Annotated in this window: 22 protein-coding genes and 1 tRNA gene; 22 read left to right on the top strand and 1 reads right to left on the bottom strand. The window is 61.6% G+C overall.

Features of this window, described 5'->3' with window-relative positions; translation table 11 throughout:
- The first annotated feature begins 10 nt into the window (after positions 1–10).
- The 12 genes from B5G42_RS12260 to B5G42_RS12310 all read left to right on the top strand — a co-directional run bounded on the left by B5G42_RS12260 (position 11) and on the right by B5G42_RS12310 (position 11,483).
- The gene (locus B5G42_RS12260) at positions 11–955 is read left to right on the top strand and encodes a uridine kinase family protein (protein WP_087270854.1); all 945 of its coding nucleotides are present in this window, start codon (positions 11–13) and stop codon (positions 953–955) included.
- A gap of 213 nt (positions 956–1,168) precedes the next feature.
- Positions 1,169–1,990, top strand: coding sequence for an Mrp/NBP35 family ATP-binding protein (locus B5G42_RS12265; protein WP_087270857.1), 822 nt, complete (start codon positions 1,169–1,171; stop codon positions 1,988–1,990).
- A 191-nt stretch (positions 1,991–2,181) separates the two neighbouring features.
- Positions 2,182–2,793, top strand: a complete 612-nt coding sequence (locus B5G42_RS12270) for a peptidoglycan recognition protein family protein (RefSeq protein ID WP_087270860.1) — start codon at positions 2,182–2,184, stop codon at positions 2,791–2,793.
- Between the two features lie 65 nt (positions 2,794–2,858).
- Positions 2,859–2,981: a hypothetical protein gene (locus B5G42_RS18885; protein WP_275532448.1), complete on the top strand. Its 123-nt coding sequence runs from the start codon at positions 2,859–2,861 to the stop codon at positions 2,979–2,981.
- A 138-nt stretch (positions 2,982–3,119) separates the two neighbouring features.
- The gene (locus B5G42_RS12275; RefSeq protein WP_087270862.1) at positions 3,120–5,111 is read left to right on the top strand and encodes a DNA gyrase/topoisomerase IV subunit B; all 1,992 of its coding nucleotides are present in this window, start codon (positions 3,120–3,122) and stop codon (positions 5,109–5,111) included.
- Between the two features lie 72 nt (positions 5,112–5,183).
- Positions 5,184–5,462 (top strand): hypothetical protein, encoded by a 279-nt coding sequence (locus tag B5G42_RS12280; protein ID WP_087270864.1) that lies wholly within the window; start codon positions 5,184–5,186, stop codon positions 5,460–5,462.
- Positions 5,463–5,528: 66 nt separating this feature from the next.
- Positions 5,529–6,299 carry a GGDEF domain-containing protein gene (locus B5G42_RS12285; RefSeq protein ID WP_162611100.1) on the top strand — a complete coding sequence of 257 codons (771 nt, stop codon included), beginning with the start codon at positions 5,529–5,531 and terminating at the stop codon, positions 6,297–6,299.
- A gap of 194 nt (positions 6,300–6,493) precedes the next feature.
- Positions 6,494–8,737: a DNA gyrase/topoisomerase IV subunit A gene (locus tag B5G42_RS12290; protein ID WP_087270870.1), complete on the top strand. Its 2,244-nt coding sequence runs from the start codon at positions 6,494–6,496 to the stop codon at positions 8,735–8,737.
- 39 nt (positions 8,738–8,776) lie between these two features.
- Entirely contained in the window at positions 8,777–9,631 is an 855-nt protein-coding gene (locus B5G42_RS12295) for a YitT family protein (protein ID WP_087270950.1), read from the top strand.
- Between the two features lie 30 nt (positions 9,632–9,661).
- Positions 9,662–10,252 carry a lactate utilization protein gene (locus B5G42_RS12300; protein ID WP_087270872.1) on the top strand — a complete coding sequence of 197 codons (591 nt, stop codon included), beginning with the start codon at positions 9,662–9,664 and terminating at the stop codon, positions 10,250–10,252.
- A 22-nt stretch (positions 10,253–10,274) separates the two neighbouring features.
- On the top strand, positions 10,275–11,333 hold the full coding sequence (locus B5G42_RS12305; RefSeq protein ID WP_242961219.1) for a hypothetical protein: 1,059 nt from the start codon (positions 10,275–10,277) through the stop codon (positions 11,331–11,333).
- Positions 11,334–11,407: 74 nt separating this feature from the next.
- Positions 11,408–11,483: transfer RNA gene (locus B5G42_RS12310), tRNA-Gly, on the top strand.
- A gap of 167 nt (positions 11,484–11,650) precedes the next feature.
- Here B5G42_RS12310 and B5G42_RS12315 read toward each other — a convergent pair.
- On the bottom strand, positions 11,651–11,989 hold the full coding sequence (locus tag B5G42_RS12315) for a hypothetical protein (protein ID WP_087270875.1): 339 nt from the start codon (positions 11,987–11,989) through the stop codon (positions 11,651–11,653).
- A gap of 276 nt (positions 11,990–12,265) precedes the next feature.
- Between B5G42_RS12315 and B5G42_RS12320 the strand changes: the two genes are divergently transcribed.
- From B5G42_RS12320 to B5G42_RS12365, 10 genes are all read left to right on the top strand, one after another.
- Positions 12,266–12,796, top strand: coding sequence for a shikimate kinase (locus B5G42_RS12320; protein WP_087270877.1), 531 nt, complete (start codon positions 12,266–12,268; stop codon positions 12,794–12,796).
- Between the two features lie 176 nt (positions 12,797–12,972).
- The gene (locus B5G42_RS12325) at positions 12,973–14,760 is read left to right on the top strand and encodes a DEAD/DEAH box helicase (RefSeq protein ID WP_087270880.1); all 1,788 of its coding nucleotides are present in this window, start codon (positions 12,973–12,975) and stop codon (positions 14,758–14,760) included.
- Between the two features lie 314 nt (positions 14,761–15,074).
- Positions 15,075–15,389 (top strand): V-type ATPase subunit subunit G family protein, encoded by a 315-nt coding sequence (locus tag B5G42_RS12330; RefSeq protein ID WP_087270957.1) that lies wholly within the window; start codon positions 15,075–15,077, stop codon positions 15,387–15,389.
- Positions 15,389–17,398 carry a V-type ATP synthase subunit I gene (locus B5G42_RS12335; protein ID WP_087270883.1) on the top strand — a complete coding sequence of 670 codons (2,010 nt, stop codon included), beginning with the start codon at positions 15,389–15,391 and terminating at the stop codon, positions 17,396–17,398. The genes B5G42_RS12330 and B5G42_RS12335 overlap by 1 nt, the downstream gene beginning before the upstream one ends.
- Position 17,399: 1 nt before the next feature.
- On the top strand, positions 17,400–17,894 hold the full coding sequence (locus B5G42_RS12340) for a V-type ATP synthase subunit K (protein WP_087189193.1): 495 nt from the start codon (positions 17,400–17,402) through the stop codon (positions 17,892–17,894).
- A 14-nt stretch (positions 17,895–17,908) separates the two neighbouring features.
- Complete coding sequence (locus tag B5G42_RS12345; RefSeq protein ID WP_087270887.1) at positions 17,909–18,496, top strand: V-type ATP synthase subunit E; 588 nt, start codon at positions 17,909–17,911, stop codon at positions 18,494–18,496.
- Positions 18,497–18,526: 30 nt separating this feature from the next.
- On the top strand, positions 18,527–19,525 hold the full coding sequence (locus B5G42_RS12350) for a V-type ATPase subunit (RefSeq protein ID WP_087270890.1): 999 nt from the start codon (positions 18,527–18,529) through the stop codon (positions 19,523–19,525).
- A gap of 116 nt (positions 19,526–19,641) precedes the next feature.
- Positions 19,642–19,956 (top strand): V-type ATP synthase subunit F, encoded by a 315-nt coding sequence (locus B5G42_RS12355; protein WP_087189196.1) that lies wholly within the window; start codon positions 19,642–19,644, stop codon positions 19,954–19,956.
- A 43-nt stretch (positions 19,957–19,999) separates the two neighbouring features.
- Entirely contained in the window at positions 20,000–21,778 is a 1,779-nt protein-coding gene (locus B5G42_RS12360; protein WP_087270893.1) for a V-type ATP synthase subunit A, read from the top strand.
- On the top strand, positions 21,775–23,157 hold the full coding sequence (locus B5G42_RS12365; protein WP_087270896.1) for a V-type ATP synthase subunit B: 1,383 nt from the start codon (positions 21,775–21,777) through the stop codon (positions 23,155–23,157). The genes B5G42_RS12360 and B5G42_RS12365 overlap by 4 nt, the downstream gene beginning before the upstream one ends.
- The last annotated feature ends 1 nt before the right edge of the window (position 23,158 follow it).

Genomic DNA, 23,158 nt, shown 5'->3' on the forward strand with positions numbered 1-23,158 from the left:
GAGGTCCGTTATGCCCTATCAGCTGCAAGAGATCAACGAGAGCATCCGCACCGACCCCAAGGGATTTCTGGAGGCCTGCGACGCCGCCTATCAAAGCCGCATTGCGTCGGCGGTAGACCGCATTCTGGAGCGGATGAAGGAGAGCCCCATCGTGCTGCTGTCCGGCCCCTCCGGCTCGGGCAAGACCACCACTGCCCTCAAGCTGGAGCAGGAGCTGGAGCGCCGGGGTGTGAATACCCACACCATCTCCATGGACAACTACTATAAAACCCTCAACCGCAAGACCGCACCCCGCACCCCCGAGGGGGACATCGACTACGAGTCCCCGGTGCTGCTGGACCTGGATCTGCTGGACGAGACCTTCTCCCGGCTGTCCCAGGGCGAGTGGGTGGTGGTGCCCAAGTATGAATTTGCCCGGCAGATGCGCAACGACAGCCGGGGCACCTTTTTGAAGCTGGACAAGAACGAGATCGCCATCTTTGAGGGCATCCACGCCCTCAACGACGACATCTTCGGCCGCCACCCCGAGGCCACCGGCCTGTACATCTCCGCCCGCTCCAATGTGCTGGAGGGGGAGGATCTGCGGTTCAAGGGCACCTGGATGCGCATTTCCCGCCGGGCGGTCCGTGACTATAATTTCCGGGGCACAGACCTTTTGGAAACCCTTTTGATGTGGTATAATGTGCGCCGGGGCGAGAAGACGTACATCTCCCCCTTTAAGAACCGGGCCAATATCATCATCGACTCCTCCCTGCCCTACGAGGTGCCGGTGTTTGCCAACTACGCCCACGCCCTGAGAGAGGCGGTGGACCAGATCCCCGCCGACAACCCCCGCTGTCAGGAGTTCCACGATCTGGTGGACGCCTTCGGGTATTTTGAGCCGGTGGACCCGGCCCTGGTGCCTCCCGAGTCCCTGATCCGGGAGTTTATCGGCGGCGGAACATACAGTTACTGATCATGTCCAGGGGGGACCAGTCCCCCCCTGGATACAGCCCCGCCGCGCCGCAGGCGGCACAGCGGGGCTGATACCCCCCTCACCCGCGCCCACGCGGGTGGTTGCCCGCCGGTGGCGGAGCAAGCAGCGGTGTCCTGCGGCGAAATGAATTCGCCTGCGGACTTATTTTTACTGAAATCTCTGGTAACAACATAGGAAAGAAGGAAAAATACCATGTCTGAATGTACCCACAACTGTTCCTCCTGCGGCGAGAGCTGCGGCGAGCGCACTGCCCCTCAGGATCTCCACGTCCCTGCCAACGGCCTGTCCCACATCGGCAAGGTCATTGCCGTGGTCAGCGGCAAGGGCGGCGTGGGCAAGAGCCTGGTGACCTCCTCCCTGGCGGTGGCTATGCGCCGCATGGGCAAGAAGGTGGCCGTGCTGGACGCCGACATCACCGGCCCCTCCATCCCCGCCGCCTTCGGCATCCACACCCGGGCCGAGGGCAGCGAGCTGGGCATCTACCCCGCCGAGACCAAGACCGGCATCGGCATCATGAGCCTCAACCTGCTCACCGAGCATGAGACCGACCCCGTCATCTGGCGCGGTCCCGTCATCGCCGGCACCGTCAAGCAGTTCTGGACCGACGTGATCTGGGGCGACGTGGACTATATGTTCGTGGATATGCCTCCCGGAACCGGCGACGTGCCCCTGACCGTGTTCCAGTCCCTGCCCATCGACGGCATCGTGGTGGTCACCTCTCCCCAGGATCTGGTGAGCATGATCGTCACCAAGGCCGTCAAGATGGCCGAGATGATGCACATCCCCGTGCTGGGCCTGGTGGAAAACTACTCCTACTTCCAGTGCCCCGACTGCGGCAAGCGCCACGCCATCTTCGGCGAGAGCCACATCGACCAGGTGGCCGCCGGTCTGGGCCTGAAGGTGCTGGCCCGTCTGCCCATCGATCCCGCTGTGGCCGCCGCCTGCGACGCCGGCAAGATCGAGGATCTGGAGCAGAATTACCTGGCCGACGTGGCCAAGGCTCTGGCGGAATAACCAGGATCAGCCTTTACAAAACGTTCATATCCGGTTCAAAACGGGTTCACAGTGAGAGGTTAGGATAAGAACCGTGGTTGAGACATACCACTCCTCTCTTTCCTCTCTTTTTCAGATCTTGGAAACACAGGCCCGCAACAGGCGGCGGGCCTGTGTTTCTGCGTTTTAGCCCCAAAAGGAGGGACAAGCCCATGCCCACCCGTGTGAAAAAACGCCGCCGTTCCCCTCTGCTGCCCGCCCTTATCATTCTTGTGCTGATTGGAGCGGCCTTCCTGATCTGGCGGCTGGCCTTCTCCGCCCCCCAGCCCTCCGGCGATCTGCCTGACTGGATCACCGAGGAGCTGCTCCCCATCAATCCCTATTCCCGGCCCGGCGAGCCCCTGGAGGAGGTCAACGGCGTGGTGGTCCACTATGTGGGCAACCCGGGCACCACCGCCCAGCAGAACAACAGCTACTTCCGAAACCTGGCCACCACCGGAGAGACCTACGCCTCCAGCCATTTCCTCATCGGCCTGGACGGGGAGATCATCTGCAACGTCCCCCTGGACGAGATCGCCTACTGTACCGGCCCCCGGAATGTGGACACCATCTCCATCGAGTGCTGCCACCCCGACGACACCGGGGCCTTCACTCAGGCCACCTACGACTCCCTTATCAAGCTGGTCCGCTGGCTTATGGACGAGTACCGCCTGGACACCGACCAAGTCATCCGGCACTACGATGTCACCGGCAAGGAATGTCCCCTTTATTATGTTCGAAACCCGGAGGCGTGGGAACAATTTAAGGCTGACTTGCAAGAATAGTCCGTTTTATTGGACAGTTGCTCTGGTATCCTGTACCCAACGATACAGGAAAGGAGCGCTGAACCATGGAATTTGAACTTCGCTATGTAAACGGACACATTGAGGTATACGACGCCGCCGGACGCTTCCGGTTTTCCGCCGACTCCCAGGGGGAGGCGCTGGCCGAACTGGAGGACCTGGCCGCATAAGCAACAGGGCCGGACCACGGATTGCCGTGGTCCGGCCTTTCTTGACACTTTAGGCGGGAATAGGGTAATATAATAATATATACGCATCTTTTGCGCCGGCTCTGAGGGCCGGCAGTTTTACGATATGAGGAGAGGCCCATGGCAAGAAGTTCTTCCCCAAAAAGTTACGGCAATGACTCCATTTCCTCCCTGAAGGGGGCGGATCGAGTCCGCAAGCGCCCGGCCGTTATCTTCGGCTCCGACGGGCTGGAGGGCTGCGAACACGCGGTGTTTGAGATCCTGTCCAACGCCATCGACGAGGCCCGGGAGGGCCACGGTAATCTCATTACTGTCACCCGGTATGAGGACAAGTCCATCGAGGTGGAGGACTTCGGCCGGGGCTGCCCGGTGGACTGGAACGAGAAGGAGCAGAAGTTCAACTGGGAGCTGGTATTCTGCGAGCTGTACGCCGGCGGCAAGTATAACAACAACGCCGGCGACAACTACGAGTACTCCCTGGGCCTCAACGGCCTGGGCTCCTGCGCCACCCAGTATGCCAGCCGCTACTTTGACGCGGTGATCCACCGGGACGGCTTCGAGTATACCCTCCATTTTGAGAAGGGTGAAAACATCGGCGGCCTGAAGAAGGAGCCCTACTCCGGCAAAAAGACCGGCTCCAAATTCCGCTGGCTGCCCGACCTGGACGTGTTCACCGACATCGACATTCCGGTGGAGTACTACCTGGACGTGCTGAAGCGGCAGGCGGTGGTCAATGCCGGTATTACCTTCCGGTTCCGCAATCAGGTGGGGGGCAAGTTCGAGACCACCGACTTCAAGTATGAAAACGGTATCGAGGACTATGTGAAGGAGCTGGCGGGGGACAACCCCCTGACCCAGCCGGTGTTCTGGCAGACCGAGCGGCGGGGCCGTGACCGGGCGGACAAGGACGAGTACAAGGTGAAGCTGTCTGTGTCCTTCTGCTTCTCCAACACGGTGCAGATCATTGAACACTACCACAACTCCTCCTGGCTGGAGCATGGCGGCTCCCCGGAGAAGGCGGTGAAGTCGGCCTTCGTGGGGGGCATCGACGCCTGGCTCAAGGCCCAGGGCAAGTATCAGAAGAGCGAGAGCAAGATCACCTGGGCCGACGTGGAGGACTGCCTGGTGCTGGTGAGCAACAACTTCTCCACCCAGACCTCCTACGAGAACCAGACCAAGAAGGCCATCACCAACAAGTTTGTCCAGGAGGCCATGACCGAGTTCCTCCGCTCCCAGCTGGAGGTCTACTTCATCGAGAACCCCTTCGACGCCGCCAAGATCGGCGAGCAGGTGCTCATCAACAAGCGCTCCCGTGAGAACGCCGAGCGCACCCGGCTGAACATCAAGAAGAAGCTGTCCGGCAATGTGGATATCTCCAACCGGGTGCAGAAGTTTGTGGACTGCCGCACCAAGGACACCACCCGCCGGGAGCTGTATATCGTGGAGGGCGACTCGGCTCTGGGCAGCGTCAAGCTGAGCCGGGACGCGGAGTTCCAGGGTATCATGCCCGTCCGGGGTAAGATTTTGAACTGCCTCAAGGCCGACTATGCCAAGATCTTCAAGAGCGAGATCATCACCGATCTTTTGAAGGTGCTGGGCTGCGGCGTGGAGGTCCACGACAAGCACGCCAAGGATCTGGCCGCCTTCGACCTCATGAACCTGCGGTGGAACAAGATCGTCATCTGTACCGATGCCGACGTGGACGGCTTCCAGATCCGCACCCTGATCTTGACCATGCTCTACCGCCTCACCCCCACCCTCATCCAGCGGGGCTATGTGTATATCGCGGAATCCCCCCTGTATGAGATCAACTATAAGGAAAAGACCTGGTTTGCCTATTCCGACGCCGAGAAGAACGACATTGTAAACGGCGAGCTGGCGGGCAAGAAGTGCTCCATCAACCGCTCCAAAGGTCTGGGCGAGAACGAACCCGACATGATGTGGCTCACCACCATGAATCCCGAGACACGGCGGCTTATCAAGGTCATGCCTGAGGATGTGGAAAACACCGCCCGGGTCTTTGACCTGCTGCTGGGGGACAACCTCCAGGGGCGGAAAGACCACATTGCAGAAAATGGATATAAATATCTGGAACTGGCGGATATATCGTAAGGACCGCTTACCGGGTGACACAAGTTTCTCTCTGGATCGGGTGCCGGTCTTTGCACCACTGGGAGGGACCAAATGCAATATATAGCTGTTTTGATTATATTGGAGATGCTTTGTGTCAATCTGTATGTAAGCCATATTTGCCTGGACCGCAAGGCCGCTCCCGTAATTGTGGTGCCTGTGATGGCTGTGTTTTCCCTGCTGCTCTGGCGTATTTCCGCGGCGACCATTACGTCATTGCCGGGGTATGGAGAGGGCTACTTTATATTTTTGGGTCTCTTTTACCTGATACCGCTGCTTTTTCTCTACCGGTGCGGCATCAAGACCACCATATCGGTCATGTTTCTGTCCTGATCCTACACTATGCTGGCCTTCCTCTTCTCACAATACCTGGGCCGGCTCTTTCCGGAATCTGCACAGATGACTGCCACACTGATCATCCAAACGGCGGTGTATCTGGTAACTCTGAGGCCTTTTTTGCGGCTGCTGCACGAAAGGCTGCTCTATGTCATTGCCCATGAACAGACAGACAGGTGCAATATGCTCTTTTGCCTCAGCGCATCCACCTGCGCGGTGATCTTTTGCGCAAACTTTGTGCTGCTGAAAGAACACTCTCTGGCGGCAAAGCTGGCTCTGATCTGCACATTGGCGGTCAATACTACTCTGATGTATCAGGCGCTTTATGGTCTGACCCATGCCCGGCGGAATGCGGTTCAGACCCGACAGGAATCGCTCACCGATGCGCTGACCGGCTTAAACAACCGCAGAGCCTTTTTTGAGCAGGCGGAACTGCTGGTGGAGGGCGGACACCCCTTTGCGATTGCCTTTATTGATCTGGACCGCTTTAAATCCATCAACGATACCTACGGCCATGTGGCCGGGGACAGCTATCTGCGGCGGTTTGCCCAGGCGTTTACCCGGCAGTTCTCTGACCAGGGCACGCTCTACCGCATCGCGGGGGATGAATTTATCTTCTTGCGGGAAGGAGAGCAGGGAGCGGATGCCATGCTGGAGGGAATGCGAGGTTTTTCTGTCTTTTCTGCCGAATCCGAGATTCCATTTTTGGGATTCAGCTGCGGCACTGCCGCCTTCCCGGCCGACGCCGGGGTGCTGGATGAGTTGCTTGGCGTGGCGGACGGCCGGATGTACCGGGCTAAAACAGACAGCCGGGCTGCAAAAAATACTGTTTAGACAAATCAGGGATTGATACCATGTCCGGTCCTTTCCTGGACACCAGGATAATCCCTCCGGCGGCCTGCGCAACGCGCAGGCCGCCGGTCTTTGTTTTGGCGCTTTACGGCGATGAATTGCGTTTTTTTCAAAGGAATGATATAATTCTAACCACTGAAAGCGGCCAGTCTGTACTGACAAAGGAATGATTCGATTTGGCAAAGAAAAAGGACCCCCAGGAGGGGGCGAAGAAGGTCAACAACCCCAACGTCATGGGCCTGCGGCCCGAGGTGCTGGAGCAGCCCATTACCGAGACGCTGGAGCTCAACTATATGCCCTACGCCATGAGCGTTATCGTCTCCCGGGCCATCCCGGAGATCGACGGGTTCAAGCCCTCCCACCGGAAGCTGCTGTACACCATGTACCAGATGCACCTGCTGGGCGGCAACCGCACCAAGAGCGCCAACGTGGTGGGCCAGACCATGAAATTAAACCCCCACGGCGACGCCGCCATCTACGACACCATGGTGCGCCTCTCCCGGGGCTACGGGGCCCTGCTCCACCCCCTGGTGGACTCCAAGGGCAACTTCGGTAAGGTGTACTCCCGGGACATGGCCTGGGCGGCCAGCCGTTACACCGAGGTGCGGCTGGACCCCATCTGCGCCGAGCTCTTCCGGGACATCGACCAGGACACGGTGGACTTTGTGGACAACTACGACGGCTCCATGAAAGAGCCCACCCTGCTGCCTACCACCTTCCCCAACGTGCTGGTGAGCGCCAACCAGGGCATTGCCGTGGGTATGGCCTCCAACCTGTGCGGCTTCAATCTGGGCGAGGTATGCGACGCCACGGCGGCCTATCTGAAAAACCCCAAGGTCAACCTGATGGAGTACCTGAAGGCCCCCGACTTCCCCACCGGCGGCGAGCTTTTGTACGACGAGGCTGCTTTAAGGCAGATCTACGACACCGGCCGGGGCTCCTTCCAGGTGCGGGCCCGGTGGCGCTACCTCAAGAGCGAAAATCTCATCGAGGTGTATGAAATCCCATACACTACCACGGTGGAGGCCATCATGGACAAGGTGGCCGAGCTCATCAAGGCGGGCAAGATCAAAGAGATCGCCGATATGCGGGATGAGACCGACCTGAACGGCCTGAAGATCACCATTGACCTGAAACGGGGCACCGACCCGGACAAGCTGATGGCCAAGCTGTTCAAGTCCACCACCCTCCAGGACGCCTGCTCCTGCAACTTCAATATCCTCATTGCCGGGATGCCCCGGGTCATGGGCGTGGGAGAGATTTTGGAGGAGTGGACCGGCTGGCGGATGGACGGAGTGCGCCGCCGCACCTACTATGTGATGAAGAAGAAGCAGGAGAAGCTCCACCTGCTCAAAGGCCTGAAAAAGATCCTGCTGGACATTGACCGGGCCATCAAGATCATCCGGGAGACCGAGGAGGACGCCGAGGTGGTGCCCAACCTGATGATCGGCTTCGGCATCGACAACATCCAGGCGGAATATGTGGCCGACATTAAGCTGCGCAACATCAACAAGGAGTATATCCTCAAGCGTATTGAAGAGGTGGCCGGGCTGGAGGAGGAGATCGCCGACCTCCAGGACATCGTCAATAACCCCGGCCGCATCAAGAAGATTATTTCCCAGGAACTCTCGGCGGTGAAGAAGAAGTACGCCTCTCCCCGGCGCACCGAGATCGTCTACGACTATCAGGCCGCCGGCGCCGTGGAGGAGGAGGACGAGACCCCCGACTATCCTGTCCATGTGTTCTGCTCCAGGGAGGGCTACTTCAAGAAGATCACCCCCCAGTCTCTCCGCATGAGCAGCGAGCAGAAGTACAAGGAGGGGGACGGCCCCTACCTGTACTGGGAGGGGAACAACCGGGATATGCTATTGGTGTTTACCGACAAGCAGCAGTGCTACAAGGCCCCCCTCAGCGAGTTCGACGATGCCAAGGCCAGCGTGCTGGGCGACTTTTTGCCCACCAAGCTGGGCATGGACCCCGGCGAGAGCTTCGTGTGGGCCTGCCTGACCAGCGACTACTCCGGCCATATCCTCTTCTTCTTTGAGAACGGCAAGGTAGCCCGGGTAGAGGTGGCTGCCTACCAGACTCAGACCAAGCGGAGAAAGCTCACCGGCGCCTACTCCGACAAGTCCCCCCTGGCCGCCGCCCTCCACATCAAGGAGGATCTGGAGGTGGCAGTTACCTCCACCGAGGGCCGCTGCCTGGTGTTCCACACCGCCGCCCTCACCCCCAAGACCACCCGTTCCACCCAGGGGGTCAACGTCATGACCCTCAAGCCCAAGTGGAAGGTGGAAAAGGCAGTCCCGCTGACGGACACCACCATTGTCAACGCCGCCCGGTACCGGGCACGGTCCCTGCCGGTGGCGGGCGCCCTGCTGAAGGAGGAGGACCGGGGTGAGGAACAGATCAGCCTGCTGTGATCCAGCCAGAGAAATGAGGAATATTCGTTGAAACACACTGTGAGCTATTATGTAAAAAGCTATGCGGTCATTACCCTGGGCTCCATCCTGTACGCTCTGGCCTATAACATCTTCTACGCCCCCAACCTGGTGGCCATGGGCGGCCTCACCGGCCTGGGCCAGGTGCTCAACGCCCTGATCCCCGTCCTGCCGGTGGGCACCACGGTGTTTGTGATGAATGTGCCCCTCTTCTTTCTGGGGTGGAAGTTCATCGGCGGCCACCTGCTGGTGTCCTCCCTGTACGCCATGACCTTCAGCTCCTTTGCCATCGACGTGATGGATATGATCTATCAGTTCCCGCCCATGGATACCATGCTGGCGGCCATCTTTGGTGGGGCCCTGCTGGGGGCCGGCATCGGTCTGGTGTTCGCCAAGGGGGCTACCACCGGCGGCACCGACCTGATCGCCCGGCTGCTCAAGCTGAAGTTTGCCTGGCTGCCCATGGGCACCCTGGTGCTTATCCCCGACTTCATTGTCATCGTGCTGGCCGCCATCGCCTTCGGCAAGGTGGAGAGCGCCCTGTACGGCATTGTGTCCCTCTATATCACCACCAAGGTGATGGACACCGTTCTGTACGGCCTGGACAGCTCCAAGGTGGCCTATATCATCAGCGACTCCTACCGGGAGATCGCCGACGCCATCATCGCCATGGACCGGGGAGCAACCCTCCTCCACGGCGAGGGAGTCTACTCCGGCAATGAGAAAAAGGTACTGATGGTGGCCTTCAAGCAGAAGGAGATCGTGCCCCTGAAGGAGAAGGTCAACGAGATTGATCCCCACTCCTTCCTCATTGTGTGCGACGCCCACGACGTACTGGGGGAGGGCTTCCGCACCTACAGCAAGGACGACATTTGATCCCAGCCCACAGAGAAAGGAAGGGTTTCCATGACGGATTTCACCAAGGTAAAGGCCAACCTGGAGAAGCGGGGTTATGCCGTGTCCTGCTTTGCCACGGCGGCGGAGGCCGCAAACTATCTGGACGGCAAGCTGGACGGCAGGACCATCGGCATCGGCGGCTCGGTGACGGTCCGGGAGATGGGCCTTCTGGACCGGCTCAAGGCCCACAACACCGTGGTCTCCCACTGGGAGGGCAGCCGCAAGGAGGACGCCGCCTTCACCCAGGTCTACCTGTGCTCGGTGAACGGTCTGGCGGAGACCGGCGAGATGGTGAATATCGACGGGGTGGGCAACCGCATTGCCTCCACCGTGTTCGGCCATGAGGAGCTCTATCTGGTGGTGGGCCGCAACAAGTTAGCCCCCGACTACGACGGCGCGGTATGGCGGGCCCGCAACGTGGCCTCCCCCAAAAACGCCATCCGTCTCCAGCGTAAGACCCCCTGCGCCGTCAAGGGGGACAAGTGCTACGACTGCAACAGCCCCGAGCGGCTGTGCCGGGGCATGACGGTGCTGTGGCAGGCATCCAACGGCATCGGACGTACCGAGGTGGTACTGATTGACGAGGACCTGGGCTTTTGAGGAAAGAAAGGGGGCGGGGCCTGTGAAAAAGTGCATACCGGCCCTGGCCCTGAGCCTGGCCCTGCTGCTGGGCGGGTGCTCCCTGTCGGGGCAGGCCTATACGGTGGTGGGGCCCCACGCCGAGCATCCTGTTCTGGGGGAAAATGAGTCTACCATCAAGGCCAGCACCTATTCCGAGCTGGTCAACGGCATACTGTTTTTCGTCTCCCAGGGGGTAGAAGAGGGCGTTATCCAGATCACCGACTATAACGGCGACGTGGAGGAGGACCTGAACCGGGCCTGCCTGGAGGTGGCCAAGGACGACCCCCTGGGGGCCTATGCGGTGGACTTCATCAAGAACGACTATACCACCATCATCACCACCTATGAGGCCACCATTACCATCTCCTACCGCCGCTCCCCCGAGCAGGTGAGCAATCTGGTGAACATCACCGGTACCAGCGCCATCCGGGAGGAGGCGGCTCAGGCCCTGTCGGCCTTCAAGACCGAGCTTGCCCTGCGGGTGGGCTACTTCACCGGGGACGCCGCCGCGGTGGAGGAGCAGGTACGGCAGGCCTACTACGACACCCCTGCCGCCGCGCTGGGGATGCCGGAGTGCTCGGTGGAGCTCTATCCCAAAACCGACGCCGGCACCCAGCGCATTGTGGAGATCCTGCTGGACTACCCGGAGGAGCCCACAGCCCTCCAGCGGAAGCGCCAGCAGCTCCAGGAGCAGTCGGCGGCCATCCTCACCCCCATCCAGCACCAGATCGCCAGCCGGCGGCTGGACCTGCTGATGGGGACGCTGCCCAACGTGGTGAAGGTGGACCTGAAGACCGGCGGCGCCACCGCCTGGGACGCGCTGGTAGGTCAGGGGGCCAACGATGAGGGACTGGCCTTAGCCTTCCAGCTGCTGTGCGACGGCCTGGGGCTGAAGGGTCAGATCATAGAGGGTACCCTGCAGGGTCAGCCCCACTTTTTCAACCAGGTGGACCGCAACGGACAGACCGTGTGGGTGGATCTGAGCCGCAGCACCGGCAAGACCTGGACGGCGGCCCAAATGGCTGAAATGGGCTATCAGTGGACAGACCAGGAGGCCTGAAAAGAAAAAATAAAAAAATCGAAAAATTCCCTTGACATTGGAAGCACGGATTGCTATAATAACATCCGTCGCTTGCAGGTGTAGCTCATCTGGTAGAGCGCCACCTTGCCAAGGTGGAGGTAGCGAGTTCGAGCCTCGTCACCTGCTCCAGAAAAAAGAAACAGCACTCCATTCGGAGTGCTGTTTCTTTTTTTGTTCCTGAGAAATTACAATGCTCGGCGCAAAAGCGCCGCCGACCCGAAGGGCCGGTTTTGTGGATTCCATAACCACAACAAAAACGCAGGACAACCTTTGGATGTCCTGCGTTCTGTTTTTGATTACCCCAGGAAGAACCGGACCGCCACCGCCGCCACGGCGGTAAGCATCCCCGCCGACGCGATGAGATCGGCGGCCAGGGCCAGGTCCAGCCGGCGGCGGGGCCGGGCCTCCTCCTCCGGCGCGGGAATCTCCTCCGGGATCTCTTCTGCCGCAGACTCCCCTTCCAGGGCCCGGCGGCAGGCCTCAAAGTCCAGCACCTTTCCCTCCGGCCGGGCGGGCTTCCGCCGGGGCAGCACGGTATAGCACACCGTCTCCTGACCTACGCAGGCCTTTTGGTCCGACTCGTTTGCGTATCCTGTGATCCGTCTGGCGTCCAGATTCAGATAAATGGTCTCCATACCGTTTCCCTCCTGTTGTTCCGGCGTTTGATCCCAGTATACGGGATAAGGTGTCCTATAAAACGTACTTTGTAAGGACCCTTGTACTTTTCTGACGGCGCAGAGCGGCAAAAAGTTCCCGACGCAGGATTAGAACTTTTGTTCGTGCCTAGTATACAACATACGTTCGATTTTTGCAAGCACTTTTTTTGAGGGGAAATAGGAAACCGCCAGGTTCAGAAAAAGGGGTTATTTTCCTTGCAACCGGGGAAAAGATTTGATATACTGGCAAAGATCATGACATTGGGAAAGGATGATCCCGCTGTGGAGTATCAAAACGTTACCTTGATCGGAATGCCCGGCTCGGGCAAGAGCACCGTGGGGGTGCTGCTGGCCAAGACCCTGGGCTATCGCTTTGTGGATGCCGATCTGCTCATCCAGCAGCGGGAGGGCGCCCTGCTCCAGGACATCCTGGACCAGCGGGGCGTGGAGGCCTTCCTGGACGTGGAGGAGGCCGTCATCCGGGATCTGGACTGCACCCGCACTGTCATTGCACCCGGCGGCAGCGCAATTTGCCGGGAGGAGGCTGCCCGCCACCTCAAGGAGCTGGGGCTGGTGGTGTATCTCCATGTGCCTCTGGAGGAGCTGGAGCGGCGTATCCGCAACATCACCACCCGGGGTATTGCCATGTCCCCCGGCCAGACCCTGGCCGACGTGTACGCCGCCCGGGAGCCTCTGTACCGCAAATACGCCGACCTGACGGTGGATGTGACGGGGGGAAACACCCTGGAGCAGACGGTGGCGGCAGTGGTGGCCCGGCTGGGCTGACCGCCCCTTGTATTTTTTTGAAATAATGATATACTATATTCCAGTAAACTATCATGTACGAAATGCCCGCCGGCTGGCCGGCGGGCTTCGTCGTGTTTTTTCTGCCTCCGCGCGGCAGTCTTATTTTTTGTGCCCCCGGCGCGGAAGGGGCATTTCTAACGAAAGGAACGAACCGCATGACATTCCAGGACCTCGGCCTGAAAGCGCCCATCCTGAAGGCGCTGGCCGAACAGGGGTATGAACGCCCCTCCCCCATTCAGGAAAAAGCCATTCCCCCCGCTCTGGCGGGCCGGGACGTGCTGGGCTGCGCCCAGACCGGCACCGGCAAGACCTGTGCCTTTGCCGCCCCCATTCTCCAGCGGCTCAGCGACCGCAAGGGCAAGGGCATCCGGGCCCTCATCCTCACCCCCACCCGGGAGCTGGCCCTCCAGATCCAGGAGAACATTGTGGCCTACAGCCGCCACCTGCCTATCCGCTCCGCCGTCATCTTCGGCGGCGTGGGCCAGAACCCCCAGGTGGAGCAGCTGAAAAAGGGCGTGGACATCCTGGTGGCCACCCCCGGCCGCCTGGGCGATTTGTACAACCAGAAGTTTGTGGACCTGTCCAAGCTGGAGGTCTTTGTGCTGGACGAGGCCGACCGGATGCTGGACATGGGCTTCATCCACGATGTGCGCCGCATTCTGGGCTGGCTGCCCAAGAAGAAGCAGACCCTCTTCTTCTCCGCCACCATGCCCCCGGAGGTCCAGGGACTGGTGGACTCCCTGCTGGTGAATCCGGTAAAGGTGGCGGTGGACCCGGTGTCCTCTCCGGTGGAGGTCATCGACCAGAAGCTCTACTATGTGGACCGGGGCAACAAGACCAAGCTGCTGGCCTCCCTGATCCTGGAGCCCGACGTAAAGAACGCCCTGGTGTTTACCCGCACCAAGCACGGGGCAAACAAGGTGGCCGGGGACCTGGTGAAGGCGGGCATCGCCGCCGCCGCCATCCACGGCAACAAGAGCCAGACCGCCCGGCAGCAGGCCCTGGCCGACTTCAAGAGCGGCAAGATTACCGCCCTGGTGGCCACCGACATTGCCGCCCGGGGCCTGGATATCGAGGAGCTGAGCCACGTCTTTAACTACAACCTGCCCGACGTGCCCGAGACCTACGTCCACCGCATCGGCCGTACCGGCCGGGCGGGCCACGGCGGCACCGCCATCTCCTTCTGCGACATCAACGAGAAGGAGGAGCTCAGGGGCATCCAGAAGCTGCTGGGCAAGGCCATCCCGGTGGTGGAGGACCACCCCTGGCCCATGGAGGTCTTTGAGCCCCTGCCCAAGGATAAGAAGGGCCGGATTATCAACCCGGAGGACGCCGAGGCCCGGGCCGCCGCCAAGGAGAAGCGCCGCCAGCGGGACGCCGCCAACAAGGCCGCCGCTGCCGAGCGCAAGGCCAAGGCTGCCCAGAAGGCGGCTGAGGCGGTGGAACAGCCCGCCCCGGCCCAGCCGGAGAAAAAGAAGAAGTCCAGGCGGGGGGTGCGCAACAGCGCCACCCTGGAGGAGGCTCTGGTAGCCACCGTCCCCACCCGCCCCTCCGCGCCTGAGCCGGCGTTTGAGGATTTCCACCGGCCCGATCCCCTGGCCAGCGACATCATTATGGATGCCACCGCCCGGCTGCTGGCCCCCCGGAAGCCCGCTCCCCGGCCTGAGAAGAAGGACAACCGGAAGGAAAAGCGGCCCAAGGAGAAACAGGCCAAAGAGAAGCAGGCCCCTCAGGAGAAGGCTTCTCAGAAGCAGCCAAAGGCCCAGGGCAAGAAGCAGGCGGCAGCCCAGTCCCCCGCCCCCGCGCCCAAGAGTGAGCGGAAGAAGCGGGGCGGCAGAGGCCGTGCCGGCCGTCCGCCGGAGATCGTGCTGCGCTCCAACGGCCAGAAGGACTCCACCGAGCAGCCCAGCCTGATGAAGCCTTATTATCTCAGTGATGACTGACCTCGCCCCAAGGGCGCGCCGCTGTGCGGCGCGCCCTTTTTTTACCTGTTTACACTATGGTAAAAATCCACAAAATTTTTTGTGAAAAATTTAACGAAGTTTGCGCCATATTAAAATCATGCAAAATATTTAAAGAATTTGCATGATTAACAAAAAAACAGCTGAAAATAAAAAGATTTTGAGGATGAAAAAATGCATACAAAAAACTAAACTCATAATTTTAAACTTGCAATCAGCCTGGGATTGAAGTATGATTCAGGTAACATCGGGAAAATTGTCCGGAGGGACAAGAGATGGGGAAAGGCGGTGAATGTATGTCTCTGGAAGCGATCAAGCAGGTGACTGAGGCTGAACAGGCCAACAAGCAGCGCAAGGCGGAGGCCCAGGCCGAGGCCAAGCGCACCGTGGCGGAGGCCGAGCGGGCTGGCAAGGCCCGGCTGGCGGAAGCACGGGCTCAGGCCGAGGCTCAGGTCCGTGAATTTATGCGTTCGGCGGAGGAAACGGCGGCCAAGCACGCCGCGGAGGTCAACGCCCAGACGCAGAAGGCCTGCGACGCCCTGCGCTCCAAGGCGGAGGGCCGTCTGGCTGACGCCGCTGAGAGCATCGTGAGAAGGGTAGTGAAGAACTGATGTCCATTGTGAAAATGAAGCGGCTGCGGCTCATCGGAATGCAATCCGAGCGGGAGTCCATGCTGCGGCTGCTTCAGCATTTGGGCTGTGTGGAGATTGACGAGCCGGGGGACCGCAAGGACGACCCCGACTGGGCCAGCCTCACACGGCCGGACACCGGGGCGCTGAACGAGGCCAGGGACGCCCGTTCCAGCGTGGAGAACGCCCTGAAAGCCCTGAAGAAGTACGGCCCCAAACAGAAGGGCGGGCTCCTCACCCCCAGACCGGTGATTACAGAGGGAGAGCTCTTCGACGACGCGGCCTACCGGACCGGCCTGGCGGACGCCGGGCAGCTGGTAGCCCTGGAGCGGAAGATCTCGGCTCTGTACGCCGAGCAGAACAAACTGCGGACTCAAAAGCTGGCGCTGGCTCCCTGGCTGGCGCTGGATATCCCCCTGGAGACGGCCTCTACCCCGGAGGTGGCGGTGTCCTTCGGCACCGTGGCCGCCTCCACCGACCTGGACGCCATGGAGGGCGCCCTAAAGGCCGTCACCGACCTGTATGAGCTCATGCGGGCGGGGGCGGACAACGAACTGAAATATCTGGTGTTCCTCTGCCACCGCAGCGTGGAGGAGGACTGCCAGGCGGTGCTCAAGGAGTACGGCTTCTCCCGGGCGGCCCTGCGGGGCTGGACGGGAACGGCGGCGGAGAACGACAAGCGGCTGGATGAACAGCTGGCCGACGCCGCCCGTGAGCTGGAGTCCACCATCGCCCAGGTGGGGGAATACGCCTCCAAAAAGGGCGCGCTGGAGCAGTGCCTGGACCGGGCCGATCAGGAGATCGCCCGGGAGGAGGCCCGCTGCCGCCTGCTGGACAGCAGCTCCGCCTTCTTCCTGGAGGGCTGGGTACCTGTCCCCGACGAGAAAAAGCTGCTGGAGCAGCTGGGGCAGTACACCTGCTGCTGGGAGACCCAGGACCCGGCGCCCGAGGACTACCCGGTGGTGCCGGTGAAGCTGAAGAACAACCGCTTTACCGAGCCGCTGACCACCATTACGGAGATGTACTCCCTGCCCGCCTATGACGGCGTGGACCCCAACGGGCTGATGATGCCCTTCTATGTGTTCTTCTTCGGGTTCATGTTCGCCGATCTGGGCTACGGCCTGATCCTGGCGGGGGCCTGCGCCTTCATCAACCACAAGGTCCACCCCAAGGGTGGCTTCGGACAGCTGATCCGGCTGATGATCATGTGCGGCATTTCCTCTGCCGTCATCGGCTTCTTCACCGGCGGCTTCTTCTCCGACTTCCTGGCTCAGTTCACCAGTATGCTGGGCCTGTCTCAGCCGGTGATCCCCTTCCTGTCGGTGCCCGACGGGGTGACGGGCGTGCCCGGTCCCCTGCTCAACGTCATGGGCGACCCCATGACCGTGCTGGTCTTTGCACTGGCCGTGGGCTTCGTACAGATCGTGGTGGGCATGGCGGTGAAATTCTGGATGCTGTGCCGCCGGGGCCAGGTGGTGGACGCCATCCTGGACATCGGTACCTGGTGGGTCATCTTTGTGGGTATCGGCCTCTTTGCCGCAGGCATCGGCAATGTGGCGGGCTACCCGGTGGTGCTCATCATCGGCTGCCTGATGCTGCTGGGCCAGGGCCGCACGGCCAAGGGCTTCGGCAAGGTGACCGCCATCATCGGTGCGGTGTACAACGGCGTGACGGGCTACTTCGGAGACATCCTCTCCTACTCCCGTCTGATGGTCATGATGCTGGCCGGTTCCGTGATCGGCCAGGTGTTCAACATTCTGGGCGCCATGCCCGGCGGCGGAATGCCCCCGGCCATCGGCATCCCCATCTTCTTCATCATCTTCATCATCGGCCACGCCTTCAACATCGGCCTGAACGTGATCGGCACCTACGTCCACACGTCCCGTCTGCAATACCTGGAATTTTTCAAGCAGTTCTATGAAGAGGGCGGACGCCCCTGGCGGCCCCTGAACATTGCGACAAAGTATGTCGACATTAAGGAGGAAGAGTAACATGACATTCGGTGAATTTCTGACCCAATACGCTGGCGCGTTCTTTGGTTTCCTGGGCGCCGCTCTTGCTGCAGGCCTGGCCTGCGTTGGTTCCGCCAAGGGCACCGGCCTGGCCGGTGAGGCGGGCGCCGGCCTGCTGGCCGAGGACCCCTCTCAGTTCTCCAAGTGTATGATCCTGCAGGTTATCCCCGGCACCCAGGGCCTGTACGGCCTGGTTATCGGCTTCCTGGCCCTGATGAAGATGGGCCTGTTCAGCGGCACCGTGGGTGAGCTGACCATTGCTCAGGGCCTCATCGTCCTGGCCGCCTGCATCCCCATGGCCCTCGGCGGTCTGCTCTCCGGTATCGCTCAGGGCCGCGTGGCTGCCGCCTCCATCAACATCGTGGCCAAGAACCCCAACGACTGGTCCAAGGGCATGGTGCTCTGTATCATCGTGGAGTTCTACGCCATCCTGTCCCTGCTCATCTCCTTCCTGATGATCATGTTCGGCTTCTAAGCAAGAGGTAGACTATGGACGGAATTGAAAAAATCACCGGACGCATCGCGGCCGACGCCGGACGGGAGATCGACGACATCAACGCCGAAGCCCGCCGTCAGGCCGACGAGATCACGGCCCGGTATGAGGCTCAGGCCCAGCGGGAGAGCGAGGAGATCATCTCCCGGGGCCGCCGCAACGCCGACGAGCGCGTAGAGCGGCTGGCCAGTGTGGCCCAGCTGGACGCCCGCAAGCTGGAGCTGGCCGCCAAGCAGGAGATGCTCTCCAAGGCCTATGATCTGGCCCTGGAGAAGCTGGTGAACCTGCCCGACAAGGAGTATGTGAACCTGCTGGCCGACCTGGCCGTGAAGGCCTCCTCCACCGGCCGGGAGGCGGTCATCTTCTCCCAGAAGGACCGCGCCCGCTACGGCAAGGCCGTGGTCACCCAGGCCAACGAGAAGCTGGGCGACGGACACCTGACCATGTCCGAGCAGTCCCGCCCCATTCAGGGGGGCCTCATCCTCAGCGACGGGGACGTGGAGGTCAACTGCACCTTTGAGACGCTGGTGCGCCTCCAGCGGGGCGAAATGGACCGCGAGGTGGCCAAGGTGCTCTTTGACTGATGCGCTCCTTGCAAGTAAGGAGGCAACATTTTGGCTAAGATCAAAGATACCGACTATCTGACCATATCCGCCCGTATCCGGGCCATGGAGAACCGTCTCCTCACCCGGGAGCGGATGGAGCGGATGCTGGACGCCCGCACCGACGATGAGGCCGCCAAGGTCCTCTCCGAGTGCGGCTACGGGGAACTGCCCGCCCTCACCCACGCCGCCCTGGACGAGCTGCTCTCCGCCGCCCGGGCCGCTCTGTACAAGGAGCTGAAGGGCGCGGTGCCCGACAAGCGGCTGGTGGACGTGTTCCAGATGAAATACGACTACCACAACGCCAAGACCCTCATCAAGGCCGCTGCCGTAGGGGCTGAGCCCGACCGGCTGCTGATGGAGGGCGGTCGCTGGACCGCCGCCCAGATCAAGGAGGCCTACCAGCGGGACAACCTGCGGGACTTCACCGATCCCTTCCGGCAGGCCATCGTCCAGGCCCGGGAGCTGCTCAATGGCGGCAACGACCCCCAGCTGGCCGACTTCGTGCTGGACCGGGCCTACTTCGCCGAGATGAGCGAGGCCGCCAAGGCGGTGGGCAGTCCCTTCCTGGAGGGGTATGTCCGCCTGCTCATTGATTCCACCAACCTGCGCTCCGCCGTCCGGGCCGCCCGTATGGGCAAGGGCAACGATTTCCTCAATCAGGTGCTGCTGCCCGGCGGCAACGTGGAGGTACACACCCTCACTTCCGGCAAGGGCAGCGACCTGGCCGCCCTGTTCCGGGCGGGCCCCCTCAGCGAGGCGGCCGCCGCAGGCGCCGCCCTCACCGCCCCCGGCAGCGGGGAGCTCACCGCCTTTGAGCGCCTGAGCGACAACGCGGTGATGGGCTATCTGGCCCAGGCCCGCCGCATCCCCTTCGGGGAGCAGGCGGTGATCGGCTACCTGTACGCCAGGGAGAACGAGTTCACCGCCATCCGCACCATTCTGTCCGGCCGCATGGCGGGGCTGGACGGGGACACCATCCGGGAAAGGCTGCGTGAAGCCTATGTTTGAACAAGTTCAAACATTTGATAAGAGCGCGTGCCGCGGCGGCGCGCGGCATATGCGCACACATTTGACCGCTCCCGCGGTCTGTCAGTGTGACGGGGCGCGGAGAAAGGAGCGGCCAAATGTCTAAGTACAAAATCGCAGTGCTGGGAGACAAGGACAGCGTACTGGGCTTCAAGGCCCTGGGGCTGGATGTGTTTCCCGCCGAGACCGTGGAGGAGGCCAAGCAGACCCTCCACCAGCTGGCCAAGGAAAATTACGCGGTGATCTACCTCACCGAGCAGTACGCCGCCGGTATGACGGCGGAGGTGGCCCGGTACAAGGATGAGCTCACCCCGGCCATCATCCTCATCCCCGGCAAGGACGGCTCTCTGGGCATCGGCATGGCCAACGTCAAGAGCGCCGTGGAACGGGCCGTGGGCGCGGATATCCTGTAAGAGAATCATTTCAAATCCAAACCTGAAAGAAGGTTAGAGTGTTTTGAGCGGAAAAATCGTCAAAGTCTCCGGCCCGCTGGTGGTGGCCACCGGACTGACCGACGCCAACATGGCCGACGTGGTCCGTGTGGGCGAGCAGCGCCTCATTGGTGAGATCCTCACCATGAACGGCGACTCCGCCTCCATCCAGGTCTACGAGGAGACCTCCGGCCTGGGCCCCGGCGCCGTGGTGGAGACCACCGGCGCCCCCATGTCCGTGGAGCTGGGCCCCGGCATTATTGAGAACATCTACGACGGCATCCAGCGCCCCCTGGAGGGCATCATGAAGAAGGCGGGCTCCAACAACCTGCCCCGCGGCGTGGAAGTCCCCGCCCTGGACCGGGAGAAGAAGTGGCAGTTCAACGCCACCGTCCAGCCCGGCGCCAAGGTCATCGGCGGCGACGTCATCGGCACCGTCCAGGAGACCAGCGTGGTGCTCCACAAGATCATGATCCCCCCCAAGATGAGCGGCACCATCCAGTCCATCCAGTCCGGCGAGTTCACCGTGCTGGACACCGTGGCTGTGCTGGTGGACGACAAGGGCGAGAAGCATAATCTCACCATGGTGCAGAAGTGGCCCGTCCGTGTGGGCCGCCCCTACAAGCATAAGTATCCCCCCAAGACCCCCCTGCTGTCCGGCCAGCGTATCGTGGACGCCATGTTCCCCGTGGCCAAGGGCGGCACCGCCGCCATCCCCGGCCCCTTCGGCTCCGGCAAGACCGTCATGCAGCACCAGCTGGCCAAGTGGTCCGACGTGGACATCGTGGTCTACATCGGCTGCGGCGAGCGCGGCAACGAGATGACCGACGTGCTCCGGGAGTTCCCCGAGCTGGTGGACCCCCGTACCGGCGAGTCCCTGATGAAGCGGACCGTGCTGATTGCCAACACCTCCGATATGCCCGTGGCTGCCCGTGAGGCATCCATCTATACCGGCATTACCATCGCCGAGTACTTCCGCGACATGGGCTACCATGTGGCCGTCATCGCCGACTCCACCTCCCGCTGGGCCGAGGCTCTGCGTGAGATGTCCGGCCGTCTGGAAGAGATGCCCGGCGAGGAAGGCTACCCCGCCTACCTGTCCTCCCGTCTGGCCCAGTTCTACGAGCGGGCCGGCATGGTGGAGTGCATCGGCTCCGACGAGGACCGCCGGGGCTCTCTGACCGCCGTGGGCGCGGTCTCCCCGCCCGGCGGCGACCTGTCCGAGCCCGTGTCCCAGGCCACCATGCGTATCGTCAAGGTGTTCTGGGCCCTGGACGCCTCCCTGGCCTACCGCCGTCACTTCCCCGCCATCAACTGGCTGAACTCCTACTCCCTGTATCTGGACTCCCTGAAGCCCTGGTACGACGAGCACCTGGGTCCCCAGTTCATGGTCAACCGCGACAAGTCCATGTCCATCCTCCAGGAGGAGGCCAGCCTGAACGAGATTGTGCAGCTGGTTGGTAAGGACTCCCTGTCCGCCGGTGACCAGCTGACCCTGGAGACTGCCAAGATGCTCCGCGAGGACTTCCTCCAGCAGAACGGCTTTATGGAAGTGGACTGGTACTCCAGCTACGAGCGCCAGGACAAGATGATCCAGATGATTCTGGACTACGACAAGCTGTGCCGGGCCGCCATCGAGAAGGGCGCCCCTGTGGCAGAGCTGTTCAATATCCCCTTCCGTGAGAAGATGGGCCGTGCCAAGAGCGTGCCCGACGACCAGTTCAAGGCCGTCTACGCCGATATGGCCCGGGAAATGGAAGAGGAGATCGAGGCCATTGCGGCCAAGGGAGGTGAAGAGGCATGATCCGTGAATACCGTACCATTCAGGAGATCAACGGCCCCCTGATGGTGGTCCGCAAGGTCTCCGGCGTCACCTACGACGAGCTGGCCGAGATCGAGCTGTCCGACGGCTCTATCCGCCGCTGTAAGGTGCTGGAGGTCAACGGCGACAACGCGGTTGTGCAGCTCTTCGAGTCCTCCGCCGGCATCAATCTGGCCCAGTCCAAGGTCCGCTTCCTGGGTCACCCCCTTCAGCTCCCCGTGTCCGGCGATATGCTGGGCCGGGTGTTCAACGGCATGGGCCGTCCCATTGACGGAGGCCCCGAGATCATGGCCGAGGAATACCGTGACATCAACGGCCTGCCCATGAATCCCGCCGCCCGCGACTACCCCAACGAGTTCATCCAGACCGGCATCTCCACCATCGACGGTCTGAATACCCTGGTCCGCGGCCAGAAGCTGCCCATCTTCTCCGGCTCCGGCCTGCCCCACGCCGCCCTGGCCGCCCAGATCGCCCGTCAGGCCAAGGTGCTGGGGGACGACGCCGGCAACTTCGCCGTGGTGTTCGCCGCCATCGGTATCACCTTCGAGGAGTCCGACTTCTTCGTGCAGGAGTTCCGCCGCACCGGCGCCATCGACCGTACCGTGCTCTTCACCAACCTGGCCAACGACCCTGCCGTCGAGCGTATTGCCACCCCCCGTATGGCCCTCACCGCCGCCGAGTACCTGGCCTTTGAGAAGGATATGCACGTGCTGGTCATCCTGACCGATATCACCAACTACGCCGAGGCCCTCCGTGAGGTGTCCGCGGCCAAGAAGGAGGTCCCCGGCCGCCGCGGCTACCCCGGCTACCTGTACACCGACCTTGCCACCATGTACGAGCGCGCCGGCCGTCAGCTGGGCAAGAAGGGCTCCATCACCATGATCCCCATCCTCACCATGCCCGAGGACGACAAGACCCACCCCATTCCCGACCTGACCGGCTATATCACCGAGGGCCAGATCATCCTGTCCCGTGAGCTGTACCGCAAGGGCATCAACCCGCCGGTGGACGTGCTGCCCTCCCTGTCCCGTCTGAAGGATAAGGGCGTGGGCCCCGGCAAGACCCGCGAGGACCACGCGGGCACCATGAACCAGCTGTTCGCCGCCTACTCCACCGGTAAAGAGAACAAGGAGCTCATGAGCATCCTGGGCGAGGCCGCCCTCTCTCCCACCGATCTGCAGTACGCCAAGTTTGCCGACGAGTTTGAGAAGCGCTATGTCTCCCAGGGTACCGACGAGAACCGCTCCATCATCGAGACCCTGGACCTGGGCTGGGATCTGCTGAGCCTGCTGCCCCGCGCGGAGCTGAAGCGTATCAAGCCGGAGTATATCGAGAAATACCTCCCGAAAAAGGAGGGATAAA

The sequence above is a fragment of the Flavonifractor sp. An91 genome (assembly GCF_002159225.1).
GTDB classification, from domain to species: domain Bacteria; phylum Bacillota; class Clostridia; order Oscillospirales; family Oscillospiraceae; genus Flavonifractor; species Flavonifractor avicola.

Coding starts and splice junctions, on each gene's coding strand:
- B5G42_RS12275 (WP_087270862.1), top strand. CDS start 3,120: ATGGCAAGAAGTTCTTCCCCAAAAAGTTACGGCAATGACTCCATTTCC.
- B5G42_RS18885 (WP_275532448.1), top strand. CDS start 2,859: ATGGAATTTGAACTTCGCTATGTAAACGGACACATTGAGGTATACGAC.
- B5G42_RS12335 (WP_087270883.1), top strand. CDS start 15,389: ATGTCCATTGTGAAAATGAAGCGGCTGCGGCTCATCGGAATGCAATCC.
- B5G42_RS12340 (WP_087189193.1), top strand. CDS start 17,400: ATGACATTCGGTGAATTTCTGACCCAATACGCTGGCGCGTTCTTTGGT.
- B5G42_RS12285 (WP_162611100.1), top strand. CDS start 5,529: ATGACTGCCACACTGATCATCCAAACGGCGGTGTATCTGGTAACTCTG.
- B5G42_RS12315 (WP_087270875.1), bottom strand. CDS start 11,989: ATGGAGACCATTTATCTGAATCTGGACGCCAGACGGATCACAGGATAC.
- B5G42_RS12365 (WP_087270896.1), top strand. CDS start 21,775: ATGATCCGTGAATACCGTACCATTCAGGAGATCAACGGCCCCCTGATG.
- B5G42_RS12280 (WP_087270864.1), top strand. CDS start 5,184: ATGCAATATATAGCTGTTTTGATTATATTGGAGATGCTTTGTGTCAAT.
- B5G42_RS12300 (WP_087270872.1), top strand. CDS start 9,662: ATGACGGATTTCACCAAGGTAAAGGCCAACCTGGAGAAGCGGGGTTAT.
- B5G42_RS12345 (WP_087270887.1), top strand. CDS start 17,909: ATGGACGGAATTGAAAAAATCACCGGACGCATCGCGGCCGACGCCGGA.
- B5G42_RS12265 (WP_087270857.1), top strand. CDS start 1,169: ATGTCTGAATGTACCCACAACTGTTCCTCCTGCGGCGAGAGCTGCGGC.
- B5G42_RS12320 (WP_087270877.1), top strand. CDS start 12,266: ATGACATTGGGAAAGGATGATCCCGCTGTGGAGTATCAAAACGTTACC.
- B5G42_RS12325 (WP_087270880.1), top strand. CDS start 12,973: ATGACATTCCAGGACCTCGGCCTGAAAGCGCCCATCCTGAAGGCGCTG.
- B5G42_RS12270 (WP_087270860.1), top strand. CDS start 2,182: ATGCCCACCCGTGTGAAAAAACGCCGCCGTTCCCCTCTGCTGCCCGCC.
- B5G42_RS12330 (WP_087270957.1), top strand. CDS start 15,075: ATGTCTCTGGAAGCGATCAAGCAGGTGACTGAGGCTGAACAGGCCAAC.
- B5G42_RS12260 (WP_087270854.1), top strand. CDS start 11: ATGCCCTATCAGCTGCAAGAGATCAACGAGAGCATCCGCACCGACCCC.
- B5G42_RS12355 (WP_087189196.1), top strand. CDS start 19,642: ATGTCTAAGTACAAAATCGCAGTGCTGGGAGACAAGGACAGCGTACTG.